Below are 16,233 nucleotides of genomic sequence, written 5' to 3' on the forward strand. Positions count from 1 at the left end.
GATGAAAGCTGTTCGGCATGAAGTTTAACGGGTAGCCCCAATGATTGTGCCGTTTTAAAAACACGTTCAACCTGAGCAGGTGAAAATGCTAAATGCTCGCAGAAAGCATCAACAGCATCGACTAAACCTTCAGCATGCAGTTTAGGCAGCATTTCTGTACAGATATGCTCGATATAAGCGTCGCTTTGGTCTTTGTACTCTGGCGGTAAAGCATGTGCAGCTAAACACGTACTTTTTACCGTCATCGGCAAAGCTTCACCAATTTGACGGATCACACGCAGCATCTTGCGCTCGTTTTCGTAGTTGAGTCCGTAGCCAGACTTAATTTCAATGGTGGTTACACCGTCTTGTTGCATGCAGCGAATACGCTTAAGGGCTGATTTCAGTAATTGTTCTTCACTGGCTTCACGCGTTGCACGTACTGTACTGGCAATGCCACCACCGCTTGCTGCAATTTCAGCATAGCTCACACCTTGCAAGCGTTTTTCAAACTCAACACTACGGTTGCCACCAAATACGCTATGCGTATGACAGTCGATGAACCCCGGGGTTACCCAAGCGCCATTTAAGTCAACTGTTTCGGAATAAGTGTCGGCAGGAAGTTGTTGTTGTTTTCCAATCCAGTGGATGAGATGCCCTTCTGTGACAATTGCAGCATCTTCAATGTAGGAATATTGCCCATTTTGCATGGTGGCAATATGGCAGTTTTGCCAAAGTTTTTTCATTAGCCTATCCTCGAAACTGCCCAACAGTAAAACTATTGGGCAGCTGATTTGTTAGCTTTCCATTTCTATGTTTTGCTGGACAGGCTCACTTTCCTTTCCCAAGCTTTGCTCTGGTTTTACCCAAATACGATAAGCAATAGTTAAGAGAGCAAGCCAAGTGATTCCCACATAAATTGCAGGACGCGAGTCTGGGAAGTAGCCCATCATCACTAAAATGAACACCATAAAACCGATTGCAAAAGCAGGGGCATATGGCCAGCCAAATACAGGGAAATCAAGTGCCTTAATTTCAGCAGTAGATAATTTACGGCGCATCGCGACTTGCGAAAGCAAGATCATGAGCCATACCCAAACAGTTGCAAACGTTGCAATTGATGCAATGATGACAAACACATTTTCAGGAATCAGGTAGTTCAGCACCACACCAATTAACAGCACGCCAGCCATAACCACAACAGTCATCCAAGGCACGCCATTACGCGATAATTTTTGGAAAATTCGAGGTGCTTGACCACGATTTGCCATACCGTACAACATACGGCCTGCACCAAACACATCACTGTTAATTGCCGAAATTGCAGCAGTTACCACTACAATATTTAAAATATTTGCAGCAGATTTAATGCCTAAGTTTTCAAAAATTTGTACAAACGGGCTGCCTTGGCTACCAATCTGGTTCCATGGGAAAATCGACATGAGTACAAATATAGTCAGTACATAGAAAAGTAAAATACGTACCGGAACAGCATTAATTGCTTTCGGTAAAGTAGTTTTCGGGTCTTGTGATTCACCTGCTGTAATACCAATAATTTCGATACCACCGAAAGCAAATACCACTACAGATAAACATGCAACCAAGCCTGCAATGCCATGTGGCATAAAGCCTTCATAGATCCATAAGTTTTGAATCCCCGGCACTACACTGCTATGGTCAACATGGAAGCCATAGAACATCAAACCTAAGCCACCTAAAATCATGGCAACAATGGCACTCACCTTGACAATTGAGAGCCAAAATTCGAGTTCACCAAAGACTTTCACATGAATGAGGTTAATTGCGCCCAAGAACATGATGAGAGACAAAATCCAGATCCACCGTGGGACATCGGGATACCAGAACCCCATATAAATACCAAACGCAGTGACATCGGCAATTGCAACAATCACCATCTCAAAAACATAAGTCCAGCCTGTCGTAAAGCCGGCCAAAGGACCAATGTATTGAGAAGCATAGTGGCTAAATGAGCCAGAGACAGGGTTATGGACTGCCATTTCACCCAGTGCGCGCATCACAATATAAATTGCAATCCCTGCAACGATGTACGCAAGTAATACTGAAGGCCCTGCCATTTTAATAGCAGTTGCCGAACCATAGAAAAGCCCAGTTCCAATTGCTGAGCCCAATGCCAAGAAACGAATGTGGCGGGTGTTTAAGCCCCGCTGTAGTGTGGAGTTTTGTGACATTATAATCTCCAATCCTTGAGGAAATTTAGTTGGATTCGGCCACTCCATGTGACCGTTTTATCAATCACACTTCAGATAAACTAGGGAGTAGTTTTGGAATGAGTAACTCGTTTAGGCAACCACTCGCAAGCAATTCACTAGCCTGTTCGATATCAGGAGCAAAGAAACGGTCTTCACTGTAGTAAGGAACTTGGTCGCGCAAGATTTTACGAGCTTGTTCAAGTTTAGGCGAGCTTTTTAAACCTTCACGGAAGTCTAGACCCTGACAAGCGCCTAACCATTCAACAGCTAAAATGCCGCGAACGTTATCAGCCATATACCAAAGACGTTTACCAGCATTTGGAGCCATCGATACATGGTCTTCTTGGTTGGCTGAAGTCGGTAGGCTATCCACACTTGCAGGATGTGCAAGCGCCTTGTTGTCACTTGCAAGAGCAGCAGCTGTCACTTGAGCAATCATAAAGCCCGAGTTAACACCACCATTTGCTACCAAGAACGGTGGAAGCTGTGACATATGACGGTCCATCATCATCGAAATACGACGTTCAGATAGTGAACCAATTTCTGCAATTGCCAATGCTAAATTGTCGGCCGCCATTGCAACAGGTTCTGCATGGAAGTTACCACCAGAAATCACGTCACCTTGTTCAGCAAACACAAGCGGGTTATCAGATACAGCATTTGCTTCAATTTCTAATACTTCAGCAGCCTGACGGATTTGAGTTAAACATGCACCCATCACCTGTGGTTGGCAACGTAAAGAATATGGGTCTTGAACTTTGCCACATTCTTCATGTGAACGAGAAATTTCACTCGAATCAGTCAATAAATCGCGATAAGCCGCAGCTACATCAATTTGACCACGTTGGCCGCGTACTTCGTGAATACGCGCATCGAAAGGTGCACGTGAACCAAGCATTGCTTCAACACTTAAGCCACCACAAACTGTCGCGGCAGCAAATAAATCTTCTGCTTCAAATAAGCCGCGTAAAGCGTAAGCTGTCGAAACCTGCGTACCATTTAAAAGTGCCAAACCTTCTTTAGCTGCTAAAGAAATTGGTTCCAAACCTGCAATTTTTAAAGCTTCAACTGCTGGTAACCATTCACCTTTATAACGTGCCTTACTTTCACCAAGTAAAACCAAAGACATGTGTGCAAGGGGTGCCAAGTCACCAGAAGCCCCTACTGAACCTTTAAGTGGAATGTGTGGGTAAACTTCAGCATTAATTAAGGCCAACAAAGCATCAATGACTTTACGACGAATACCAGAGAAACCACGTGCCAAGCTATTTGCTTTCAATAGAATAATTAAACGGACCATTGCATCATCAAGTGCTTCACCTACACCTGCCGCATGCGAAAGAACTAATGAACGCTGTAATTTTTCTAAATCTTCAGGCGCAATTTTAGTTGAAGCAAGTAAGCCAAAACCTGTATTAATACCGTAAGCTGTACGTCCTTCATTTACAATTTGCTCTACACAAGCCACGCTTGCATTAATTGCAGATGAAGCACTTTCATCTAATTTAACTTTAATTGGGTTGAGGTAAGCTTGACGTAAATCGGCTAAGGTCAGTTTTCCCGGTTGGATCAGTAATTCCATGTTGGCTTCCTAATTTTTTGCACTATATTCTGCTGAGACGGTGCTTTTCACAATTGCAAAAAGCACCGCCAGTTCTTCCATGTATTTTTATTGCGTGATCATTGGCAAGTGTAGGCCTTGCTCTTTGGCACAGTTAATCGCAATTTCATAACCTGCATCGGCATGACGCATAACACCTGTTGCAGGGTCATTGGTCAGTACGCGAGCAATACGTGCAGTAGCTTCATCTGTACCGTCACACACAATCACAACGCCTGAGTGTTGAGAGAAGCCCATACCTACACCACCACCATGATGTAGAGACACCCAAGTTGCGCCGCCTGCTGTATTTAACAATGCATTTAATAAAGGCCAGTCTGATACTGCATCTGATCCGTCTTGCATTGCTTCAGTTTCACGGTTAGGACTTGCAACCGAACCTGAGTCTAAGTGGTCACGACCAATCACGATCGGTGCAGACAATTCACCGCTACGAACCATTTCGTTAAATGCCAAACCAAGTTTTGCACGTAAGCCCAAACCTACCCAGCAAATACGCGCTGGTAAGCCTTGGAAGCTAATACGTTCACGAGCCATGTCTAACCAATGATGTAAATGCTCATCATCAGGAATTAACTCTTTAACTTTGGCATCTGTTTTATAAATATCTTCCGGATCACCAGAAAGCGCTGCCCAACGGAATGGACCAATACCACGGCAGAACAATGGACGGATGTATGCAGGTACGAAGCCTGGGAAATCAAAAGCGTTTGCTACGCCTTCTTCTTTCGCCATTTGACGGATGTTATTGCCATAGTCAAATGTTGGAACACCCATTTTTTGGAAATCAAGCATGGCTTGTACGTGTTTTGCCATCGACTGTTTTGCAGCTTTTACAACAGCTTCCGGTTCTTTTTTCGCGCGTTCACGGTATTCATCCCAAGTCCAGCCTACTGGTAAGTAGCCATTAAGTGGATCATGTGCACTTGTTTGGTCAGTTACCATGTCTGGACGTACACCACGGCGTACAAGCTCAGGTAAAATTTCAGCAGCATTACCATGAAGTGCGATTGAAATTGCTTTACCTTCTTTTGTATAACGATCAATACGCGCTAAAGCGTCGTCTAAATCAGTTGCTTGTTCATCTACATAACGGGTACGTAAACGGAAATCGATACTTGCTTGTTGGCATTCGATGTTTAAAGAACACGCACCTGCAAGTGTTGCAGCTAAAGGCTGAGCACCACCCATACCGCCTAAACCAGCAGTAAGAACCCAACGGCCTTTTAAGTCACCGTTGTAGTGTTGGCGACCTGCTTCAACGAAAGTTTCATAAGTACCTTGTACAATACCTTGGCTACCAATGTAGATCCACGAACCCGCTGTCATTTGACCGTACATTGCCAAAGCTTTAGCGTCTAATTCGTTAAAGTGTTCCCAGTTTGCCCAGTGCGGTACAAGGTTTGAGTTTGCAATTAAAACGCGTGGCGCATCTTTATGAGTTTTAAATACACCTACTGGTTTGCCTGATTGAACTAATAAAGTTTCGTCAGTTTCAAGATTTTTTAGCGTATCTACAATTTTGTCGAAACATTCCCAGTTTCGTGCTGCACGGCCAATACCACCGTATACCACCAACTCTTTCGGGTTTTCTGCAACGTCCGGATCAAGGTTATTCATCAACATACGCAATGGGGCTTCAGTTAACCAACTCTTAGCCGTTAATTCAGTGCCGCGTGGTGCACGAATTTCTACATCACGAAATTTTGTTGTCGTTGTTGTCACAGTCGGACTCCTTCCTTTGAGCTTACATCAGCAGAACATCACTTGTTTCTGCATTTGTATAGTAATGTATTAACTTGTATATACATCTATATACTACACAAATATTTTTCGGCGTGAAGAGGCTTGCTCGTATTTTTTTAAAAAAATTGAATAAGATCATGAATTAAAATAATTTATTTTTATATCTGACATAAAAAAAGCACATATCTTCTAACAAGACATGTGCTTTTTAATCAGTAAACTATATCTTTTTAACGTTGAATTAACTCAATGATATAGCAACTTTTGTGCTGTTTTTTTGGAAAATTGATTGATGTGACACTAGCATTTTTCTCAATTTTTAGCGTCTCATGAGCAGCAAGCTGAACGGAATGCTCATCAACGTTCACTTCCGTTTCACCACCCTGATTAAAAATAAAAATCAGGTCTGCCGAGCTTATAAATGCCTGCTCCGCTGCCTCATTCAACCACTGAAAACGGGCATGAAACTTTGCAGGATCATAAATTAAATTTAAATCCCGAATTGCACCGTCTACCAGTTCACTTTGGACCTGACTTTCACCATGAAAAGCAAAAATATCGCCCTGTTTCAGCTTTTTGGCAGGAAGGTCATCGACATGCAGTACCATGCCCTGCCCATCAAGTACGCTAATAATGCGTTGTTTATTGGGAAATAACGAAAATGGCCCAGAAGTTGTTACATCTGCCATCGAAATGCGCCACTCAAAGTCGGCTTCACCTTGGCTTCGAGCAATTTCTAAAGTAAAGCCGGCACCATTTTTCCAAAGCATTTTTGTATATTGATCGGCCCTGATCAATTCAATCATGGATTAAATTTCCCTTCGAGATAATAGCGACTGCCCGGATAAATCAATCGTGCACTTGAAATGAGTTGTTTGTTTGACCATGTGCGACGCCGGATGAGTAGACACGGTTCAGCTTTAGTAATCTTTAACCACTTACACTCTTGAGGTGATGCTAAAACGGCCTCAACAATGTGTTCACCTTCTGTCACGGGTGCTTTTGCCATGAGGTAAGCATTTGGGGTAATGGTTTTAAAATCTTGTTCTAAATAATCTGGAATCAGTGCTGCATCAACTAAACGATCTTCGACCTGAACAGGTACATCATTTTCATAATGCACAATAATCGAGTGAAATAATTTTTGCCCTTCGCGAGTCTGCATTAACACGCTTTGCTCTGCATTTGCATAAATTTGTTCTAAGACTAAAACTTCAGCATGGTGCTTATGGTTTCGTGCAATAATCTCATCGGCAATATTGTTAATTTGGAAAAGTGCAGTTCGGCCTTGCCCTTCAGCAACGAAAGAACCAACACCCTGAATTCGAACAAGTAAGCCTTCTGTTGTTAACTCGCGTAGCGCACGGTTTACCGTCATACGGCTACAGCCGAGTTGATTAACGAGTTCACTTTCCGAAGGAATTTTTTTATTTACAGCCCAAGAGCCTTCATAAATCTTTTGTGAAATCAGCTGTTTTACGCGCTGATATAAAGGAACTGGACTATCAGCTTCAATCGAAAGCTCAGTATGTTCTTGTTTTGATGTTCTGGGCATAACAAATACTCAAAAAGGCAGCAGGCAAAAAGGTATTTTAGTTGACATGCTATGTATATACAACCACATACAACATGTTAATTTATGAATTAAATATATTTTAAAAAGTTTAAAAAATAAACATAGCTCGACAAGAGCTAATTTAAAGTTTTATGTAGAGAAATTCAAATATATAAAGGCTTTATCAACATTTATTTAATAGTTATTTTTGCTAAGCCAGTGCCCTATCCCAGAAAACAAAAATATCATTTTTTCTGGTTTACGAAATGATGCTTAAAATTTTTATTTAAAATAACTGATCGATAGTATTCTTCTGCCACACAGTATATTAATAAAACTGGAAGCACATCGAATGCGTAATTATAAAATAGATATTCTTCGAGGAATTTCTATCCTTTTGGTTCTTTTACATCATTTTAATATTCCCTATAAACTTAAAGATACATGGTTAGGTTTTGATTTTTTAGGTGAAGCATTTAGCACAGTCATCGCAAGAAATGGAAATTATGGCGTCACCATGTTTTTTGTGATTTCGGGTTTTTTAATTACCCATCACACTTTAAAACGAGACAAACAATTTTCTGCAATTAACCTCAAGCATTTTTATATCCGACGAGCAGCACGTATTTTACCGTGTCTGGTATTACTCATTTTAGGTGTAAGCATACTTGGTTCATTTGACTTAAAACCCTTTATGAACCAAGCACCGAATGGCATTGAGGTCTCTTATCCTTTAACCATATTTGCAGCCTTAACCTTCTGGATGAATATCCTGATTATTAAATTTGGTTGGGTAAACTACGCTTTGGGCGTGTTGTGGTCGCTCTCTGTAGAAGAAGTTTTTTACTTTGTTTTTCCATTATTGTGTCTACTCACCCGTAGTAATAAGGTCTTTATTACTGTACTTGTTGGGGTAATTTTATATGCGCCTTATTTTAGGTCTCTCCATTTTGGAGAAGAAAGCGGCGCTTATTTATATCATTATTTTTCAAGTTTTGATGGTATAGCGGTGGGCTGTTTAACGGCGATTTTTTCTCATAAATATCAGCCAAATTGGACCTATAAAAAACCTCTTTCATGGTTGATTATTTTGAGTATGACCGCTCTATATTTATATGCGCCCATTAAAGAAGTCAGTACATGGGGTATTAGCTTATTTGCTCTTGCCACAGGTTTACTCATTCTGTGTTTCCAACATCCTTCCGAAACACAAGCACATAGTCTATTTACCAAAGTAATGGTCTGGTTGGGGCAAAGGAGTTATGAAACTTATTTGTTTCATCTGGTTGTGCTGGGCCTTATGAAGGTTGCTTTTATTCCCGCCCAAACCGACTCTAGCATTAAAATTATGCTTTTAATTGGCTATTTGGTTCTGACTTTTATCATTAGCGCAGCAATTGAAAAATATTATTCCACCCCGCTTAACAGCTACATTCGAAAAGTTTTTATTAAAGATAAATCTTAAAAAAATAAGCCCCTTGAAAATAGGGGGCTTTTTTATTAAGCGATCAACATCGTTTCATCATCTTGCTTAAAAGGATTAGACCAGCTCTGCCAAACTTGCGGACCTAAAGCCATTTCCTCATCGCTTAACAAGCAGCTATCCAAGCGTTGTATTAAAGCTTGCTCATCCATTTGCATACCAATTAAAACCAGCTCCTGACGCGCATCACCTGTGCGGTCATCCCAATTTTTCTTAATTTGTTCAATGCTGGCTAGGTCACTCGGCCAGTCTTCTTCCGCAACGGCTGCCCACCAATAACCAGCTAAACCGTGTCGAGCCATTGCTCCCGCTTGTGACCATGAATAAGCCAATGTCGGTTCGGCAGCCAACCAGAAAAAGCCTTTGGAACGCACGACTCCCGGCCATTCAGCCTGTACCAAATCATAAAAACGTTCTGGATGGAAAGGTCGGCGGGCACGATAAACAAAGCTACTAATGCCATACTCTTCAGTTTCAGGTGTATGCTCGCCGCGTAACTCTTTTAACCAACCCGGTGCTTGCGCGGCTTCATCAAAATCAAATAACTGTGTATTTAAAATTTTATCTAAAGCGACCTTTCCAAATTGAGCAATTTCAATTCGGGCACGCGGGTTTAACGTTTTTAAAATGGCGATAAGCTGATCTTGCTGAGCCTGATCAATCAAATCAATTTTATTCAGTACAATCACATCACAAAACTCAATCTGATCGATAAGAAGGTCAACCACAGTTCTCTCATCTTGCTCACCTAATGATTCGCCGCGTTGTTGTAGGGAGTCAACTGAACTGTAGTCTTTAAGAAAGTTAAAAGCATCGACTACCGTAACCATAGTGTCGAGTCGAGCAAACTCATTGAGTGAGTTTCCATCTTCATCTTCAAAAGTAAAAGTTTCTGCCACAGGTAAAGGTTCTGAAATGCCTGTTGACTCAATCACCAATTGGTCAAAGCGTCCTTCATCGGCTAAACGTCTCACTTCAATCAATAAGTCTTCTCGTAACGTACAGCAGATACAGCCATTACTCATTTCAACCAGTTTTTCATCTGTTCTTGAAAGCTCTGCCCCACCTTCGCGTACTAATGCCGCATCAATATTCACCTCAGACATATCATTAACAATCACGGCAATACGGCGGCCTTCGCGATTATTTAAAATATGGTTGAGTAATGTGGTCTTTCCTGCACCCAAAAAGCCCGATAAAACAGTGACGGGAAGCTTGGCAAATGAGTTGGCAATTGCAGTGTGCATGGCTTGATCTCTTTGAATAATATTTAAACTGATCATGGCTGGCCATTTAAATATGGCCAGATCACAGGCGTAATCTATTTCTAAACCACAATAATGTTATGTTATAACATAACTATTGATCAAGTTTTTATTCCAGTTTTATCTAAGCCAAATCACTTAGTCTTTGAAAAAGTTGCTTTTATAGTCCCTGACAAATTGAGGTTCTATAGTGATGGTCTGGCCCCCATGCTCTAAAACCTTGACTATCAATATGGATTTGTCCTGAAGCATAAACACCCAGTCCCATATTAAACGCTTGGCCTTTAGTCGCCCAGAACTGACAAAGCTTGGTTTTAGTTTGTTGAATATTGAACTGGTCTAAGTCGCTAGGCTGTTCTGGCCCAATTCTAAAATCAAGTGCTGCATTAAAGACATGTCGGGAAGCATCAGCACCACCTGCACAACGGTTTAAAGCTAAAGCTCGATAGACCGAAGTCACTTCAAAATCGTTAATTACGCCATCATCAACCAACGCTTTTAATATATTGAGCGTCGGAACAATATTGGACCAAATCTCGCGTGGTGGAACTGCGTAAGGCTCAACTCCACATTTTTGCCAGTCTCTGGCTGAACGTAATAACTCGTGGTCTGGAACTAAATCGGCAAGTCCTTTTTGCTTAAGAAATTGCTTATAAGCTTGTACAGACTGTCTGTGATCTGCAGTTGCAATCCAAACGATATAATCTTCAGGCTGTTGTTTGATTTTAACCACAGTTTTAGATGGTTGAGGCAAAGAGGGAGAGCGATGAGTAATCGTCGGCTGGGGTGTTTGAGTACTACAAGCCACCAGAGATAATACGAGTAAACCTAAATAACGCTTCATAAATATATTCTATCTTCCCTAAACATCTGGAAGCCTTTAATCACTTAATTTCAGAAATGTTATAATATAACAATTATTAAATCCTTTAATTTCTGTTGTAAATTTTAAAAAATAAAAAAGGACGTATTTATACGTCCTTTTTAGCTTCTATCTAAGACCTAATTACATATCGGCTTCTAAAGCATGTACAGGCTGCTCAGCTTTTATTTTACGGCGCTTAAATTGATAAGCCACCATCAAACACAAAATCCATCCTGGAATCATCATAACTGCCACACGCATGTCTGGCGTTAAAGACATCACAACTAAAATTCCAAGCATGAATGCCATGCAAAGATAGTTGCTAAATGGATACATGAAGCTAGGGAATTTAGTCGTTTGACCTTGACGTTGCATGAATTTACGGAATTTTAAATGTGTCCATGAAATCACTACCCAGTTAATCACAATCGCTGCTACGACAAGCATCATGAGTAAACCAAATGCTTTTTCAGGGAAAATATAATTAAGTAAAACACACAATACCGTTACAAATGCAGAGACTAGAACCGCATTGGTTGGAATACCGCGTTTATTAATACGGGCAAGAGCTTTCGGGGCATTACCTTGTTGGGCAAGACCTAAAAGCATACGGCTGCTGCAATAGCTGGTTCCGTTATAGACGGAAACCGCAGCTGTCAAAATAACGAAATTTAATAATGTCGCAACACCTTGGCTATCTAAAGAGGCAAAGACCATCACAAAAGGACTGCCACCTTCTGCCATTTGATTCCACGGAAATAAAGAGAATAAAACAAAAAGTGTCGCAATATAGAAAATCAAAATACGATAGATAATCTGGTTTACAGCTTTAGGTAAAGTTTTGTCTGGATCACGCGCTTCAGCAGCAGTAATACCAAAAAGCTCAATACCGCCAAAAGCAAAAATAATCACTGCCATTGCCATAACCAAGCCTTCAATACCAAATGGGAAGAAACCACCCAATGCCCAAAGGTTAGAAATACTGGCCTGAGGCCCTGCTGTGCCAGTTGCAAGTAAATATGAACCGAAACCGATCATGGCTAAAATTGCTAAGATTTTGACAATAGAAAACCAAAATTCCATTTCGCCAAAAAACTTAACATGCAGTAAATTGATACCATTAATGAGAATAAAGAACGTTAGAGCAGATGCCCACGTTGGGATTTGCGGCCACCAATATTGAATATAAAGACCAATTGCACTTAACTCTGCCATACACACAAGTACATTGAGTACCCAGTAATTCCATCCTGACATGAAGCCTGCAAAAGGTCCCCAATATTTGTAAGCGAAGTGGCTAAAAGACCCACTTACAGGTTCTTCTACGACCATTTCACCGAGCTGGCGCATCATTAAAAAAGCAATAAATCCTGCAATCGCATAACCCAAGATTACCGATGGACCTGCCAATTTAATCGATTGTGATATACCAAGAAACAGCCCTGTACCAATCGCTCCACCCAACGCAATCAGCTGGATGTGACGATTACTCAAACCATGTTTCAGGTTTCCTTGCTCTTGTGTTGACATATGATTATTCTCATCCTTGTCACGTAATTTTTTTCCAATAAATTACGTATATCATAAATTGATCGGATTTTCATAGAGATTGATGAAAAAATAATTGCGTTACTTTTCTCACAACCGCGCATGAAAGCAGAAAATGCAAGAAATAACAATTATTATGCAATGTGTAATTAAATTATGTATTGCGTAATTTGATGAATTCAGTATTATAAGAACCATGAAGTAATTGGTTGTTCTCGGTCTCTATCAAGCTCATAAGTAAAAAGATGATCTAAATAACGGTTAAAACTTATTGAGTAGCTCAGTCCCTAGACCGAACTTTTATTTGTATAAGACGCGAGATGAAGACAAGGAAGCGAAAATGGAACAAAAACTAAACTCTTTTATTGAAGTTTCACCTCAATCTGATTTCACTATTCATAATTTGCCTTATGGTATTTTTAGTAGAACAGCCGAAGGCGAGCGTCAGGTCGGTGTAGCTATCGGTGATTGGGTCATTGATCTCGCTGCTCTTGAAAAGCATGGTCTTTTAAAACTTTCAGATCAAGACACCTACTTTAACCAGCCTACACTGAATAAATTTATTGAATCAGGCAAAGCCAATTGGTCTAAAGTTCGTAAAACGCTACAGTCTCTTCTTTCAGTTGATAATTTAACGCTTCAAGAAAACGAAGCATTGCGCCAAGAAGTTTTGGTTAAGCAAGACAGCGTGACTTTGCATTTACCACTTCAAGTATCTGGTTATACCGATTTCTATTCTTCTAAAGAACATGCAACCAATGTAGGCTGTATGTTCCGCGACCCTAAAAATGCCTTACTTCCAAACTGGACTGAATTGCCTGTTGGTTACAATGGTCGTGCTAGCTCTGTTGTAGTCAGTGGCACTCAAGTCGTGCGTCCATCTGGACAAATTAAACTTCCAAATGAAGAGCGTCCAGTTTTCTCAGCTACGCGTAAACTCGATTTCGAACTTGAAACAGCATTTGTTATTGGTAAACCAACGGAGCTTGGCCAGCCAATCTCAATTGAAAATGCTTGGGACCATATTTTTGGAATGGTATTACTCAATGACTGGTCAGCGCGCGATATCCAGCAATGGGAATATGTACCTCTAGGTCCTTTCAATTCAAAATCTTTTGCTAGTGCCATCTCACCTTGGGTAGTCACGCTTGAAGCACTTGAGCCATTTAAAGTGGAAGGCCCAAAACAAGAGCCTAAACCTTTAGCGTATCTACAAGAAAATATCGCGAATAGTTACGACATTAATTTGAGTGTTGAAATTCAAAGCCCGAAATCAACACAACCTGATGTGATCTGCCGTACTAATTTTAAATATATGTATTGGTCTATGGCTCAGCAGCTAACTCACCACACCATTGGAGGCTGTAACGTTCAGGTTGGTGATTTAATGGGTTCAGGTACTATTTCTGGTTCTACACCTGACTCTTATGGTAGCTTGCTTGAGTTGACTTGGAACACCACTAAGCCTCTAACACTTGCGAATGGTGAAACTCGTGGTTTCTTGCAAGACGGCGACACACTCATCATGAAAGGCCACTGTGAGAAAAATGGTATCCGTATTGGTTTTGGTGAAGTCCGAAATACGGTACTTCCTGCATTAACTTTTGATTTTGCAGAAACTTCGGAGCCTAATTATGAAGCTGTATAGTTACTTTCGTAGCTCTGCAGCTTACAGAGTACGGATTGGTCTCAACCTTAAAAGTCTCGCTTATGAAACTGTACCCGTTCATTTAGTTAAAAATGAGCAGCAAAGTGAAGACTATTTAAAGTTAAATCGCAGTGCCTTAGTACCAACTTTAGTGGACGGCGATTTAACCCTGTCACAGTCATTAAGTATTTTGGAATATCTGGATGAACAATATCCTGAAACCAAATTACTTCCAAATGATGTGAAAGAAAGAGCCAAAATCCGTGCTTTTGCACAGGCGATTGCCTGTGATATTCACCCGTTAAATAACTTACGCGTGCTGAAATATTTAAAAAATGATTTAAATGTTTCAGACGAACAAAAAAATTACTGGTATCAGCACTGGATTCTTGAAGGCTTTCAAACACTCGAACAGCAACTTCAAGATTCAAATGGGCAATTTTGCTTTGGACAACAAGCAACCATTGCCGACTGCTGCCTGATTCCACAGGTTTACAACGCGAAACGCTTCAAGATTGATTTGTCGGCGTTTCCAAAAATTGAATCAATTTATCAACATTGTTTGTCTATCCCAGCCTTCTATAACGCGGCGCCAGAACAACAACCAGATTGGGAATAGTAAAAAGGAGTTTCAATATGACATTTGCCATTAAAAAAATACATCACGTTGCATATCGCTGTAAGGATGCGAAGGAAACTGTTGAGTGGTATAAAAAAATGCTCAACATGGACTTTATCTTAGCTTTTGCAGAAGACCATGTACCTTCAACGAAAGCTTTTGACCCGTATATGCATTTATTCCTAGATGCAGGTCAAGGCAACGTTTTAGCATTTTTTGAATTGCCAACCCAACCAGAAATGGGCCGTGATGAAAATACGCCTCAATGGGTGCAACATATTGCCTTTGAAGTTGAAGATTTAAATGCCCTTTTAGCTGCCAAAAAACATTTGGAAGACAACGGTGTTAAAGTATTAGGTATTACTAACCATGGTATCTTCCACTCAATTTATTTCTTTGACCCAAATGGACATCGTTTAGAACTGACTTATAACGATGCACATGCTGAAGAAAAAATTGCAAAAATTACTGAAGAAATGAAAACTGAAATGTTAGAGGAATGGAGCAAAACCAAACGCGCTCCACACCACACTCATTTCTTGCATGAAGAAGAATTAGGCGCGTAATTCTTTCAAAGCAATCGTTTTAAAAGTCGGCATTGATGGGAATAGTTTGAATGAACTGTTCTATATCAATGCCGATTTATATTGTTTAAATCTACTAAACCTCTATCAATTTACGCTATAAATGTAAGATGAAGGTGTTTGTAAAAATTGTGGATTATTAAACATGTGAATTTCGCTAATAGAAAAAGGTGATTTCTATTTTTCTATAGGCTCAGGCATGATGTAAAACGCATCAATGCCAATTTATGTTCTGAACAAAACTGTTTAACTGCTGAAGTAAATCGATTAAGGGTATTTAAATGATTGAAGAAAAAATATCTGGGGGGGTTCAATCACTTGAAGTTGGCTTATCCGTACTAAATGCCCTTTTAGAGCACAATCAACCCATTATTCTCAAAGACTTATCTAGTAAGCTTGAGATGCATCCTGCCAAAGTACACCGCTACTTGGTGAGCCTAATTCGCATGGATTACGCCAAACAACTTGAAGATGGCCAATATGCCTTAGGTGATCAAGCATGGCGTTTAGGCTTAAACTGCATTCAGCACAGCGATACTTTACAGTTAGTACAACATTTAATTTACGACTTACAAAGCAAAATTGGCTGTGGTATTCAAATTAGTAAGTGGTCACCCAAAGGCCCTGTCGTGGTTCAATCGATTGAATCTAACCACCCAATTTCGATTGTGACCAAAGTTGGCTCAATTATGCCTTTAGTCAATTCTGCTGCTGGGCGTTTATTTGCTTCTTACCTTCCTGAACATTTTGTTCGGCCTTTATTAGAAACTGAGTGGCAAAAACATCAGGAACTTGGGCTAAACATTGCGCCACATAACTGGGAAGAGTTTCTAGAACTTAAAGAGACGATCCGCCAACAACAAATGTCTGCGGCGAAAGGTGATTTACTTACCGGTATTAACGCAGTAGGCCTGCCAGTATTTAACTCAAACCAAGGGATTGAGTTTTGTATTGTGGCGCTTGATAGCGAGATGTTTTTACCCGTCGATCCACAAAGTAAAATTATTGAAACACTTAAAAATGAGATTAATTCAATTAATCAATATATTAAAAGCCGCTAATCAATAGCCATAAAAAAACCAAGAGCAT

14 protein-coding genes are annotated in these 16,233 nt (G+C 40.4%); 5 read left to right on the forward strand and 9 right to left on the reverse strand.

Going from position 1 to position 16,233, the window contains the following annotated elements; translation table 11 throughout:
- The 6 genes from hutI to hutC all read right to left on the reverse strand — a co-directional run.
- Window positions 1–725, reverse strand: a 725-nt coding sequence (hutI, locus tag C1642_RS19280) for an imidazolonepropionase (RefSeq protein WP_228153859.1), incomplete at its 3' end; no start/stop codon positions are given.
- Between the two features lie 51 nt (window positions 726–776).
- A complete protein-coding gene (locus tag C1642_RS12355) occupies window positions 777–2,189 on the reverse strand; it encodes an amino acid permease (protein WP_000081468.1) in 1,413 nt (470 codons plus the stop codon).
- A 64-nt stretch (window positions 2,190–2,253) separates the two neighbouring features.
- Window positions 2,254–3,792: a histidine ammonia-lyase gene (hutH, locus tag C1642_RS12360; protein ID WP_000421600.1), complete on the reverse strand. Its 1,539-nt coding sequence runs from the start codon at window positions 3,790–3,792 to the stop codon at window positions 2,254–2,256.
- Window positions 3,793–3,879: 87 nt separating this feature from the next.
- On the reverse strand, window positions 3,880–5,556 hold the full coding sequence (gene hutU, locus C1642_RS12365; protein WP_103236393.1) for a urocanate hydratase: 1,677 nt from the start codon (window positions 5,554–5,556) through the stop codon (window positions 3,880–3,882).
- A 251-nt stretch (window positions 5,557–5,807) separates the two neighbouring features.
- Window positions 5,808–6,383, reverse strand: a complete 576-nt coding sequence (locus C1642_RS12370) for a HutD family protein (RefSeq protein ID WP_000571153.1) — start codon at window positions 6,381–6,383, stop codon at window positions 5,808–5,810.
- The gene (gene hutC / locus C1642_RS12375; protein ID WP_001138319.1) at window positions 6,380–7,132 is read right to left on the reverse strand and encodes a histidine utilization repressor; all 753 of its coding nucleotides are present in this window, start codon (window positions 7,130–7,132) and stop codon (window positions 6,380–6,382) included. Before hutC ends, C1642_RS12370 begins: the two co-directional genes overlap by 4 nt.
- A gap of 352 nt (window positions 7,133–7,484) precedes the next feature.
- Between hutC and C1642_RS12380 the strand changes: the two genes are divergently transcribed.
- Window positions 7,485–8,597 (forward strand): acyltransferase family protein, encoded by a 1,113-nt coding sequence (locus C1642_RS12380; protein WP_103236394.1) that lies wholly within the window; start codon window positions 7,485–7,487, stop codon window positions 8,595–8,597.
- A gap of 35 nt (window positions 8,598–8,632) precedes the next feature.
- On the opposite strand, the gene zigA is transcribed toward C1642_RS12380, so the two are convergent.
- From zigA to C1642_RS12395, 3 genes are all read right to left on the reverse strand, one after another.
- Complete coding sequence (zigA, locus tag C1642_RS12385) at window positions 8,633–9,898, reverse strand: zinc metallochaperone GTPase ZigA (RefSeq protein ID WP_103236395.1); 1,266 nt, start codon at window positions 9,896–9,898, stop codon at window positions 8,633–8,635.
- A 142-nt stretch (window positions 9,899–10,040) separates the two neighbouring features.
- The gene (locus C1642_RS12390) at window positions 10,041–10,724 is read right to left on the reverse strand and encodes a YcbK family protein (protein WP_000833249.1); all 684 of its coding nucleotides are present in this window, start codon (window positions 10,722–10,724) and stop codon (window positions 10,041–10,043) included.
- Window positions 10,725–10,886: 162 nt separating this feature from the next.
- Complete coding sequence (locus C1642_RS12395) at window positions 10,887–12,275, reverse strand: amino acid permease (protein WP_000107088.1); 1,389 nt, start codon at window positions 12,273–12,275, stop codon at window positions 10,887–10,889.
- A gap of 358 nt (window positions 12,276–12,633) precedes the next feature.
- On the opposite strand from C1642_RS12395, the gene fahA reads away from it, so the two are divergent.
- From fahA to C1642_RS12415, 4 genes are all read left to right on the forward strand, one after another.
- Window positions 12,634–13,941 carry a fumarylacetoacetase gene (gene fahA, locus C1642_RS12400; protein WP_000435859.1) on the forward strand — a complete coding sequence of 436 codons (1,308 nt, stop codon included), beginning with the start codon at window positions 12,634–12,636 and terminating at the stop codon, window positions 13,939–13,941.
- Entirely contained in the window at window positions 13,928–14,560 is a 633-nt protein-coding gene (maiA, locus tag C1642_RS12405; protein WP_000781240.1) for a maleylacetoacetate isomerase, read from the forward strand. Before fahA ends, maiA begins: the two co-directional genes overlap by 14 nt.
- A gap of 17 nt (window positions 14,561–14,577) precedes the next feature.
- Entirely contained in the window at window positions 14,578–15,126 is a 549-nt protein-coding gene (locus C1642_RS12410) for a VOC family protein (RefSeq protein WP_000141645.1), read from the forward strand.
- A gap of 299 nt (window positions 15,127–15,425) precedes the next feature.
- Window positions 15,426–16,205, forward strand: a complete 780-nt coding sequence (locus C1642_RS12415) for an IclR family transcriptional regulator (protein ID WP_000568800.1) — start codon at window positions 15,426–15,428, stop codon at window positions 16,203–16,205.
- Window positions 16,206–16,233: the final 28 nt, after the last annotated feature.

This window comes from Acinetobacter sp. AKBS16 (assembly GCF_002899995.1).
GTDB classification, from domain to species: domain Bacteria; phylum Pseudomonadota; class Gammaproteobacteria; order Pseudomonadales; family Moraxellaceae; genus Acinetobacter; species Acinetobacter baumannii.

Excerpts from the sequence above, each read along its gene's own strand:
- C1642_RS12415 (WP_000568800.1), top strand. The coding sequence starts at position 15,426 with ATGATTGAAGAAAAAATATCTGGGGGGGTTCAATCACTTGAAGTTGGC.
- maiA (WP_000781240.1), top strand. The coding sequence starts at position 13,928 with ATGAAGCTGTATAGTTACTTTCGTAGCTCTGCAGCTTACAGAGTACGG.
- fahA (WP_000435859.1), top strand. The coding sequence starts at position 12,634 with ATGGAACAAAAACTAAACTCTTTTATTGAAGTTTCACCTCAATCTGAT.
- C1642_RS12355 (WP_000081468.1), bottom strand. The coding sequence starts at position 2,189 with ATGTCACAAAACTCCACACTACAGCGGGGCTTAAACACCCGCCACATT.
- C1642_RS12410 (WP_000141645.1), top strand. The coding sequence starts at position 14,578 with ATGACATTTGCCATTAAAAAAATACATCACGTTGCATATCGCTGTAAG.
- hutC (WP_001138319.1), bottom strand. The coding sequence starts at position 7,132 with ATGCCCAGAACATCAAAACAAGAACATACTGAGCTTTCGATTGAAGCT.
- zigA (WP_103236395.1), bottom strand. The coding sequence starts at position 9,898 with ATGATCAGTTTAAATATTATTCAAAGAGATCAAGCCATGCACACTGCA.
- C1642_RS12370 (WP_000571153.1), bottom strand. The coding sequence starts at position 6,383 with ATGATTGAATTGATCAGGGCCGATCAATATACAAAAATGCTTTGGAAA.
- C1642_RS12380 (WP_103236394.1), top strand. The coding sequence starts at position 7,485 with ATGCGTAATTATAAAATAGATATTCTTCGAGGAATTTCTATCCTTTTG.
- C1642_RS12395 (WP_000107088.1), bottom strand. The coding sequence starts at position 12,275 with ATGTCAACACAAGAGCAAGGAAACCTGAAACATGGTTTGAGTAATCGT.
- C1642_RS12390 (WP_000833249.1), bottom strand. The coding sequence starts at position 10,724 with ATGAAGCGTTATTTAGGTTTACTCGTATTATCTCTGGTGGCTTGTAGT.
- hutH (WP_000421600.1), bottom strand. The coding sequence starts at position 3,792 with ATGGAATTACTGATCCAACCGGGAAAACTGACCTTAGCCGATTTACGT.